Here is an 11190-nt window from a genome sequence, read left to right as displayed (position 1 = left end):
GGGCGAAAGTGGTGGTCTCGGACGATCGGTGGGCTGGTGCGCGGTGGTCGGCGGGAGTCACGACTTGCCGAACTCCGTCTGGATGATGTCGAGCAGGTCGTCGACCGAGGCGGACTCCAGATCGCGGTCCTGCCGCTCGGCGGAAGCGCCACGGGAGTCGGTGCGGGATCCGCCAGGGGTGTCGGTGCGGGATCCGCCAGGGGTGTCGGTGCGGGATCCGCCAGGGGTGTGGGTGCCGGATCCGCCACGGGAGCCGTCATCGGATTCGTTGCGGGTGTCGGCTCCGGAGCCGTTGCGGGAGCCGTCCCCGGAACCGATGTGGGGACCCTCACCGGACCCGCCGCGAGGGTCGCCGCTCGCCCCGTTCGCCAGGGACCCGGCGCCGTCGGCACCCGAACCCCCGTACGTGGACGCCGCGTCGAGCCGGTCCAGCATCCCCCGCAGTCGCTCCGCGGCCCGGCGCCGTACCTCCGCGTCTCCCAGAGCGTCACCGGTGAAAACGGTGTCGAGGCGTTCCAGGTCGGCCAGCAGGGAGGACGGGCCGGTGGCGTCGGAGCCGCGGAGTTCTGAGCGCAGACACTCGGCGAGAGCGTCCGGCGTCGGATGGTCGAAGACCACGGTCGTCGGAAGGGCCAGTCCTGTCTCGGCGTTGACGCGGTTGCGCAACTCGACGGCCGTGAGCGAGTCAAAACCCAGGTCGTTGAACGGCTTCCCGGGGCGTACGCCGTCCAGCGAGGTGTGCCCGAGCACGGCCGCGACCTGCTTCCGGACCAGCTCCAGCAGAACGCGGTGCTGCTCCTCGGACGACAGCCCGGTCAGGCGCCCGCGCAGTCCCGCACCGGGGTCCGCCTCGGTCCGCCGGTCCGCCGGGGCCGATCCGTCCTGGCCGGTCGGTGCTGCCAAGGCCGCTCGTACGTCGGGCAGTTCGGTCAGCAGCGGACTGGGGCGGCGGGCGGTGAAGGCCAGGGCGAAGGTCGCCCAGTCGATGTCCGCGACGGTGAGGTGGGCCTCCCGGCCGCGTACCGCATCGGCGAGTGCCGACACCGCCGTCCGCGGATCGAGGCCCCGGATGCCGCGGCGGCGCAGGCGGCGCGTGTTCTCCTCGGAGTCGGCCATGCCGCCGCCGCTCCAGGCACCCCACGCGATCGCGGTGGCGGGCAGCCCGAGCGCGTGACGGTGCTCGGCGAGCGCGTCGAGGTAGGCGTTTCCGGCGGCGTACGCGCTCTGCCCTCCGCTGCCCCACACCCCGGCGGTCGAGGAGAACAGCACGAAGGCACTCAACCGGCTGGTGCCGTCCGGCTCCCGCGTCAGCTCGTGCAGATGGCGGGCCGCCACGGTCTTCGGGCCCAGGACCTCCGCCACGTGCCGGGCGTCCAGCTCGCCCAGGGCCCGGTCGACGCTGACGCCGGCCGTGTGGACCACCGCCGTGAGCGGAGTCTCGGACGGTACGGCGTCCAGCAGCGCGGCGAGCGCCGCCCGGTCGGCGACATCGCAGGCGCTGATCGTCACGGTGGCGCCGGCCTCGGTCAGCTCGTCCCGCAGCGCGTCCGCGCCGGGGGCGTCCGGACCGCGGCGGCTCACGAGCAGCAGGTGCTCGGCGCCGTTCGCGGCCAGCCACCGGGCCGCATGGGCTCCGAGGCCGCCGGTGCCGCCGGTGATCAGGACGGTGCCGCGCGGCGGCCAGGTCCCATCCGCCGACGCGGACGGTTCCGTTCCCGATGCCGTACGCCTGACGCGCCGCGCCCGCGGACCGTCGGCGCGCAACGCGACCTGGTCCTCGGGGGCCGGGGCAGCACCTCCGGCCGCACCGTCCACGTCCGCGGCCGCCAGCACGCGGACGAGTTCCCCGTCGCCGCGCGCCCCCAGGTCCTCGGGAGTACCGGGAACGTCGATCAATCCGCCCCACCTGGACGATACTTCGAGTGCCGCGACCCGGCCGAAGCCCCACACCAGGGCCGCGTCGGGATCGGCGAGGGGGTCGCCCTCGTCCACGGAGACGGCCTGCCGGGTAACGGCCCACAGCGGGGCCTCCACCCCCGCGTCGCCGAGCGCCTGTGTGAGGGCGATCGTCGCGGTGAGCCCGGACGGCACGCCGGAGCCGGTCGCCCGGGCCACGGCGAGCAGGGACAGCACCCCGCCGACGTGCCCGCCGTCCGCGTCGTCCTCCTCCGCGAGCCGCGCGGTGATACGAGCGGCCAGTTCGGTCCGGTCCACCCGGCCCGGGTCGACCTCCAGGGCGGAGACCCGGGCCCCGGCGTCCCGCAGGGCCCTGGTGCAGAATTCCGCCCACGCGCCCGCGTCCTCCCCCGGCGGCACGACCAGCAGCCAGGTCCCTTCCAGGCGGGCGTTCCCCCCGCGTGGCAGTCGGGCCCAGGCCGTCCGGTAGTGCAGCCCGGACCGCGCCGAGGATGCGGGACGGTCCTCCTCCGGCACCGGGTCGATCCAGTGCCGCCGGTGCTGGAAGGCGTACGTGGGCAGGTCCACGGGCCGCGCCGGACGCAGGACGTTCGTCCAGTCCGGGCCGGTGCCGCGGGCATGGAGGGCGGCCAGGGCGTGCGCCAGCGCCGTGGGTTCGTCGGGAGCGGCGTCGGCGCTCGCACGAGCCGGCCGCAGCGCCGCCACGGCCGCGTGCTGGTCCCCGCCCGGCAGGGTGGCCCGGGTGAGGGTGGTCAGAGTGGCGTCGGGCCCGATCTCAAGGAACGTGGTGGCGCCCCCGCCGAGGAGGTGGGTGATGCCCTGCTGGAAGCGGACCGGGCGGCGGATGTGCTCGGACCAGTAGGCGGGGTCGCCGAGTTGCTGCTCCGTGGCCTCGGTGCCCGTGACGTTCGAGACGACGGGCAGGGCCGGCGGGTGCGAGGGCAACTGCCCGGCGGCGCGGGTGAACTCGTCCAGGACGGGGTCCATCTGCGCGGAGTGGAAGGCGTGGCTGACCCTGAGGGCGCGAGTGCGGAGCCCGGTGGCCCGCAGTTCCTCCGCGAGCGCGGTCAGGGCCGGGACGGGGCCGGCGAGCACGGTCGCCGTGGGGGAGTTGTACGCGGCGATCTCCGCTTCGGGATGCCGTCGCAGAGGCGCGGCGAGGGCGTCGGGACCTGCCTGGACGGCCAGCATCCCGCCGGTGTGGTGCGGCAGCCGCTGCATCAGCGAGGCACGTGCGGTGACGAGCCGGGCGGCGGTGGCGAGGGGCAGGGCGCCGGCGATGTGGGCGGCGGAGAGTTCACCGACGGAGTGGCCGATCAGATGGTCCGGGCGGACGCCCCAGGCCTGCAACTGCCGGGTGAGTGCCGTGTGCAGGGCGAACAGGCCGGTCTGGGTGTACAGGGTCTGGTCCAGCAGTGCGGCCCGTTCGGTGCCCGACTCGGCGAACAGCACCTCGCGCAGTGGTACGTCGAGGTGCTCGTCCAGTGCCGCGCACACCTCGTCCAGCGCGTCGGCGAACACCGGGAGCGCGGCGTACAGCTGTGCTCCCATGCCGGGGCGCTGGCTGCCCTGGCCGGAGTACATGAACACCAGCCCGCCGGGTTTCGGCTCGGTCTCCGTCCGGACGACACCGGGCGCCGACCGGCCCCGGGCCACCGTCCGCAACCCGTCGAGAAGCTCCGCACGGCCACGGCCGAACACCGTGGCACGGTACGGCAGGGCCGTGCGGCGGGAGGCGAGCGACCAGGCCACGTCCCGCGGCTCCACCCCGGGCCGGGCCGCGAGGTGATCGGCCAGTCGCCCGGCCTGGGCACTCAGCCCGTCCGGAGTCGCCCCGGAGACCAGCCACGGCACGACATCAGCGAACCCGGCCTCCTCGAACCGTGCGCCGTCGGGTGTGGTGCTGGGCGTGGTCGCGGTGGGCTGTTCGCCGTCGGGTGTGGTGCTGGGCGTGGTCGTGGTGGGCCGTTCGCCGTTGGGTTCGGTGCCCAGCGCAGTCACGGTCGGCCGATCACCGACGGGTTCGGTGCCGGCCACGGCTTCCGTGAGCCGCTCGTCAGCGGAGCCGGCGTCGGACGGGGCCTCCGTGGGGCGTTCGCCCGCCCGCCGACGCGTGAGGCCGGTGCCCGACGACGTGTCCGCGGCAGCGGGCCGGTCCGCGTCCCCGGCCACCCCGCTCCTCCCGGTCCCTGGTGCCTCCTCGAGGATCACGTGCGCGTTCGTGCCGCTGATCCCGAAGGCCGACACCCCCGCCCGCCGCGGTCGTCCGGCCCCGGGGCGCGGCCAGTCCTGTTCTTCGGTGAGCAGGGCGACGGCCCCGGTGTCCCAGTCGACGTGCCGTGACGGCCGGCCGACGTGCAGCGTGCGCGGCAGGACGCCGTGGCGCATGGCCAGGATCATCTTCATCACCCCCGCGACACCGGCCGCGGCCTGCGTGTGCCCGAGGTTGGACTTCACCGACCCCAGCCACAGCGGCCGGTCGGCCGTGCGGTCCCGCCCGTACGTGGCCAGCAGCGCCTGCGCCTCGATGGGGTCGCCGAGCGTGGTGCCCGTGCCGTGCGCCTCGACCGCGTCCACCTCACCCGCCGCCAGCCGGGCGTTGTGCAGGGCCTGCTGGATGACCCGCTGCTGGGCGGGCCCGTTGGGGGCGGTCAGGCCGTTGGACGCGCCGTCCTGGTTGACGGCCGAGCCGCGCAGCACCGCGAGCACCGGGTGGCCGTTGCGCCGGGCGGCGGACAGCCGTTCCAGCAGCAGCAGACCGGCGCCCTCCCCCCAGCCCGTGCCGTCGGCCGCGTCCGAGAAGGACTTGCAGCGGCCGTCCGGCGCGAGTCCGCGCTGCCGGGAGAACTCCACGAAGACCGCGGGGGTGGCCATCACGGTGGCGCCGCCCGCCAGAGCCAGTTCGCACTCGCCGTTGCGGAGCGACTGCGCGGCCAGGTGCAGCGCGACGAGGGACGAGGAGCAGGCCGTGTCGACGGTCAGGGCGGGGCCCTCGAACCCGAACGTGTAGGCGATCCGACCGGACGCCACGCTGGGGGCGCTGCCGTTGCCGACGTAGCCCTCGTACTCGGCGGGGGTGCGCAGCAGCAGCCGGCCGCCGTAGTCGCTGTACATGATCCCGGCGAAGACGCCCGTGGCCGAGCCGCGGAGCCGGTCGGCGGGGATGCCCGCGCTCTCCAGGGACTCCCAGCACAGTTCCAGCAGCAGCCGCTGCTGCGGGTCCATGGAGGCCGCCTCGCGCGGTGAGATGCCGAAGAACTCCGCGTCGAACCGGTCGGCCTCGTGCAGGAAGCCACCCGCGCGCGTGTACGTCGTGCCGGGCCGCTCACCGCTCGGGTCGAAGATCGCGTCGACGGGCCAGCCGCGATTCTCCGGGAAGCCGCTGACGCCCTCCCCGCCCCGGCGCAGCAGGTCCCACAGGGCCTCGGGCGAGTCCACTCCGCCGGGATAGCGGCAGGCCATGGCGACCACGGCGATCGGATCGTCGTCCGTGGCCCGGGGCGCCACGGGAGCCGCCACGGCGCCGGCCGCCACGGCGTCCGTGGAGCCGGACAGTTCGGCGCTCAGCCAGTCGGCGAGGGCCTGGGGCGTGGGATGGTCGAAGACGGCTGTCGCCGGCAGCCGCCGTCCCGTCGCGGCACTCAGCTGGTTGCGCATGTCCACCGCGGTGAGCGAGTCGAACCCGAGGTCGCGGAAGGACTGGCCGGGGCTCACCGACTCCCCCTCGGAGAGGTTCAGCACCACGGCGGCGGTACGGCGCACCAGCGCGAGCAGCGCACGCTCCCGCTCGGGGCCGCCGAGCGCGCCGAGGCCGGCCCCGGCGGCGGTGGCCTCCGGCCCCGTGGCCGCCGCGCCGGACGTGGGATCCGGCAGCGGCGCGGGTGCCAGGGCCCGCAGGACGGCGGGCAGGGTCGCGGTGCGGGACAGGGTGCGCAGCGCCCGCCGGTCCAGGAGTACCGGCGCGGTCAGCGGGGCAGGGCTGCGCAGCGCCGCGTCCAGCAGGGTCAGTGCCCGGTCCGGTGGCATCGCACGGACGCCGGCCCGGGCGATCCGGGCCCGTCCCGCACGGTCCAGGCCCTCGCCCATCCCGCCCTGGTCCCACAGGCCCCAGGCGAGGCTTACGGCGGGCAGCCCTCGGGCCCGGCGGTGCTGGGCGAGCGCGTCGAGGAAGCTGTTGGCGGCGGCGTAGTTGGCCTGGCCGGGGGTGCCGAGCACCGACGCGAACGAGGAGAAGAGCACGAACGCCGCCAGGGGCCGGTCGGCCGTCAGGCGGTGCAGATGCCAGGCTCCGTCCGCCTTCGGCCGCAGCACGGCGTCGAGCCGATCGGGCGTCAGCTCGGTGACGGTCGCGTCGTCCAGGACACCCGCCGCGTGCACCACGGCGGTGAGCGGGTGCTCCGGCGGGATCAGCGCCAGCGTGCCGGCCAGTGCCTCCGCGTCGGCGACGTCGCAGGCCGCGAACGTCACCTCGGCGCCGAGCGCGGTGAGTTCCTCGCGCAGGGCCGGGGCGGACTCGGCGGCCTCGCCGCGCCGGCTGACCAGCAGCAGCCTGCGTACTCCGTGCGCGGTCACCAGATGGCCGGCCACCCGCCCGCCGAGCGCGCCGCTCGCCCCGGTGACGAGGACGGTGCCCTCGGGGTCCAGGGCCGGCGGCGGGCCGTCCGGGGTGATCCGGGTGAGCCGGGGGACGAGGAGGCGGTCGCCGCGGATCGCGAGCTGCGGTTCGCCGGCGGCGAGCGCGCGACGCACCGCTTCCGCGACGGACTCGGAAACGGACTCGGACTCGGACTCTGAAACGGAGACGGACTCTGAAACGGAGACGGACTCGGAGGCGGACTCGGACTCGGAACCGGAACCGGTACCGGTACCGGAGCCGGTGGCCCGGTCGGCGGGATCGTCGTCGATCAGCACGATCCGGTCCGGGTGCTCGGACTGCGCCGACCGCAGCAGACCCCACAGGGGGGCCGTGTCCAGCGCGGGCGCGTCCTCGTCCGGGGCCGTGCCCACCGCGCCGCGGGTGACCAGCACGAGGCGGCTGTCGGAGGAGGGGTCCCTGGCGAGCCAGCTCTGCACGAGGGCCAGCGCGCGGGCCACGGTGGCCCGGGCCCCTTCGGCGGCGGAACCGTCCCCGTCCCCGGAGCCCGCAGGGCACCGCACCACCAGGGTGCCGGGTTCGTCCGTGCCGGTGGGCGCCGCGGACCAGGCGCCGAGGTCCGTCTCCCGCGGCACGGTCATGGCCGCCACACCGTCCCGGGGCGCGGCGAGTTCCCGCCACTCCACACCGTCCCGGGGCGCGGCGAGTTCCCGCCACTCCACCCCGTACAGCGGATCGGTCACAGTGCCCAGGCTCCGCGCCGGCACCGGACGCAGCGTCACCTCGTCCGCCCTCAGCACCGGGGTGCCGTCCGGGCCGGCCAGGTCCAGGGCCAGGGTGTCCGGACCGGTCGGCGTCACCCGGGCGCGCAGCCGGGCCGCCCCCGGCCGCCCGAGGAGCCGCAGGCCGGACCAGGCGAACGGCAGCCGCAGGCCCGTCCCCGACACGTCCAGCAGACCCGTGGTGTGCAACGCGGCGTCCAACAGGGCCGGGTGGACGCCGTACTCTGCCACGTCCGTGTGCCGGTCCTCGGGCAGCGCCAGGTCGGCGTAGAGGTGCTCGCCCTGCCGCCACACCGCGCGCAGTGAGCGGAAGGCCGGGCCGAAGCGCATCCCGCGGTCGTGCAGCCGGTCGTACAGGTCCTCCAGGGGTACGGCCGTCGCGCCCGCGGGGGGCCAGGCACCCGCGGCGTCCCACGGCACCGGGGTGTCCGGCGGTTCGGGCGCCAGGGTGGCCGTGGCGTGCAGGGTCCACTCCGCGTCGCCGCCACCGCCACCATCACCGTCACGGTCACCGGCGTCGGGGGCCGCGGAGCCGTCGCGAGGGTCCGGCTCGGGGCGGGTGGAGAGAGTCAGCGGGCGGCGGCCGTCGGGGGTCGGCGTGCCCACGCCCACCTGGATCTCCAGGGCGCCGCCGTCCGGTACCACCACCGGGGCGCGCAAGGTCAGTTCCTCGACCTGGGAACCGCCCGCGTGCCGTGCGGCGCACAGGGCGATCTCCGCCGTGCCCGTACCGGGCAGCACCACCGTCTCGCCGAGGACGTGGTCGGCCAGCCAGCCCGGCGTGCGGGTGCTGATCCGGCCCGTGAAGAGCGTGCCCGGCCGCTCGGGATCCGCGACCTCGAGCACCGCGCCCAGCAGGGGGTGGCGGGTGGCCCGCACCCCGGGCTGTGCGGCGGCCGGCGCGGCGGGTGACAGCCAGTACGTCCGCCGCTGGAACGCGTACGTGGGCAGGTCGACCGGGCGCACCTCGCGGCCGGCGAAGAGGGGGCGCCAGTCGACGTCCGTGCCGTGGGCGTGCAGCCGCGCGACCGCTGTCAGCAGGGCCGGGGCCTCGGGGTGGTCGCGTCGCTGCGCCGACGTCACGAGGGGCGGTTCGGGACCGTCCACCGCCGGGTCGGCGTCGAGGACCGCTTGGGCGAGGGCGCCGAGGGTGCTGTCCGGGCCCAGTTCCAGGAAGGTGGTGACGCCCTGGCCGGACAGGTGGGTGATGCCCTGGTGGAAGTGGACGGGCCGGCGGATGTGCCGGGTCCAGTAGGCGGGGTCGTGGTGCTCGTCGGCGGTCGCGGGGGCTCCGGTGACGTTGGAGATCACCGGGATCTCCGGGTCGCCGAGGGTGTGGCGGGCGAACAGCCCGGCCAAATGGTCGGTGTAGGCCTCGAGGACCGGGTCGGTGTGGGCGCTGTGGAAGGCATGGGCGACCTTCAGGGCCCGGGTGCGGATCCCGGCGGCCGTCAACGCGACGGCCACCCGGTCGAGGGAGTCGCCGGGTCCGGCGAGGGTGGTGGCGGTGGGTGAGTTGTGCGCGGCGATCTCCACCTGCGGATGCCGCGTCAGGTACTCCGCCAGCGGTTCCGGGCCGTAGGAGACGGCGAGCATGCCGGTGCCGGCGGGCAGGGTGTGCAGGAGCTTGGCGCGGGTGGCGACCATGTCGGCCGCGACGTCGAGGGGGAGGACACCGGCGAGGTGGGCGGCGGAGAGTTCGCCGACCGAATGCCCGATGAGGTGATCGGGCCGGACGCCCCACGTCCCCAGTAGGCGGGTCAGCGCGGTGTGCACGGCGAACAGGGCGGGCTGGGTGTAGAGGGTGTGGTCGAGCAGGGCGGCCCGTTCGGTGCCGGCCTCGGCGAACAGCACCTCCCGCACGGGCACGTCGAGATGCTCGTCCAGCGCCGCGCACACCTCGTCCAGCGCCTCGGCGAACGCGGGGAACGCCGCGTACAACTCCCGGCCCATGCCCGGACGCTGGCTGCCCTGCCCCGAGTACAGGAACGCGGTCCGACCGGTCCGCTGCACGCCCGTGACCAGCCCGGCCGTGCTCTCGCCTCGGCCGAGGGCGTCGAGTTGGGCCAGCAGCTCCCGGCGGTCACCGCCCAGCAGCACCGCACGATGCCCGAGGGCGGCCCGGCCCGTCGCCAGCGTGTGCGCCACGTCGTCGTCACCCGGCCCCGGGTGGGCTCGCAGCCGGCCGGCCAGCCGCACGGCCTGCGCCCGCAGCCCGTCCGCACTCGCCCCGGAGACCAGCCAGGGCAGGACCACCGCGCCCCTCCCCGGGCCCGCGACGCCGCTGACGGGAGAACGGCCGTCAATGGCTCCGGCGCTGGGAGACCGGCCGTGGACGACATCGCTGCTGGGGGAACGGCCGTCAACGGCCCCGGTGATCGGAGAACCGTCACCGCCGGCATCGGTGACGGGAGACCGGCCGCCGGCGGTATCGGTCCCGGGAGGACCGCCGTCCGCGGCGCCGGTGCCGCGCGCTCCGCCCGAGGGCGCCGTCTTCTCGTCGGCCGTCGGCGCCTGCTCGACGATCACGTGCGCGTTCGTCCCGCTGATGCCGAACGCCGAAACCGCCGCCCGCCTCGGGCGGCCGCCCGCTCGCCACGGCACCGGCTCGTTCAACAGGGCCAGCGCCGCCGGATCCCACTCGATGTGCGGGCTGGGCGTGGCGGCGTGCAGCGTGCGCGGCAGCTCCTCGTGACCCAGCGCCAGCACCAGCTTGATCAGCCCGGCCACGCCCGCGGCCGCCTGGGTGTGCCCGATGTTGGACTTCACCGAGCCCAGCCACAGGGGCCCTTCCGAGCCGCGGCCGCGGCCGTAGGTGGCGAGCAGCGCCTGCGCCTCGATGGGATCGCCCAGTTCGGTCCCGGTGCCGTGCGCCTCGACCGCGTCCACGTCGGTGGCGGCGAGGCCCGCGTCGGCCAGGGCCGCCCGGATGACCCTCTCCTGGGCGTGCCGGCTGGGCGCCGTCAGCCCGTTCGAGGAGCCGTCGGAGTTGACGGCGCTGCCCCGGATCACCGCCAGCACTCGGTGCCCCTTGCGACGGGCCTCGCTCAGCGGCTCCAGGAGCACCATGCCCGCGCCCTCGGACATGCCCATGCCGTCGGCATCGGCACCGAAGGCCTTGCAGCGGCCGTCCGCGGCCAGCACCCGCTGCCGGCTCATCTCGGTGAACGGCCCGACCGTCGAGAACACCGTCGCCCCGCCGGCCAGCGCCATCGCGCACTCCCCGCGGCGCAGCGCCTGCACCGCCAGGTGCACCGCGGTCAGCGACGTGGAACAGGCGGTGTCCACGCTCACCGCGGGTCCCTCCAGGCCGAGGGTGTAGGCGACGCGGCCGGACAGCACGCTCAGCACGGTGCCGGTGAGCAGGTGCCCGCCGACGCCGTCCGGGGCGTCCCCGAGGAGCCCGCCGTACTCGGTGGGGTTGCTGCCGACGAACACGCCGGTACGGGTGCCGCGCAGGGCGTGCGGATCGATACCGACCCGTTCCGCGCTCTCCCAGGCCAGCTCCAGCAGCAGCCGCTGCTGCGGATCCATCGCGAGGGCCTCACGCGGCGAGATCCCGAAGAAGCCCGCGTCAAAACCGGACACGTCGTCCAGGAAGCCGCCCTCGCGCACGTACGAGGTGTGGGGCCGGTCCGGGGCGGGGTCGAAGTGGTCGTCGAGGTGCCAGTCGCGGTTCCCGGGCATCGGTGAGATGACGTCCCGGCCGTCCCGCAGCAGCTCCCACAGCTCTTCCGGCGACTGTGCGCCGCCGGGGTAGCGGCAGGCCATGCCGACGACCGCGACCGGCTCCCGCCGCTGCTCCTCCACCTCCCGGAGTCTGCGGGTGGCCCGGCGCAGATCGGCCGTGAGCCGCTTGAGGTAGTCGCGCAGCTTGTCTTCCTCGGCCATGGCCGG

1 protein-coding gene is annotated in these 11190 nt (G+C 75.6%); it reads right to left on the bottom strand.

The genetic code is table 11. The features are described 5' to 3' along the window. Window positions 1-57: 57 nt before the first annotated feature. Entirely contained in the window at window positions 58-11184 is an 11127-nt protein-coding gene (locus tag ACSUPV_RS04505; RefSeq protein ID WP_436946956.1) for an SDR family NAD(P)-dependent oxidoreductase, read from the bottom strand. Window positions 11185-11190: the final 6 nt, after the last annotated feature.

It is taken from the genome of Streptomyces sp. SudanB52_2052 (genome assembly GCF_964272415.1).
Taxonomy (GTDB): domain Bacteria; phylum Actinomycetota; class Actinomycetes; order Streptomycetales; family Streptomycetaceae; genus Streptomyces; species Streptomyces olindensis.
The sequence above is the reverse complement of the archived record's forward strand: the minus strand, read 5'-3'. Positions and strand labels throughout refer to the sequence as shown.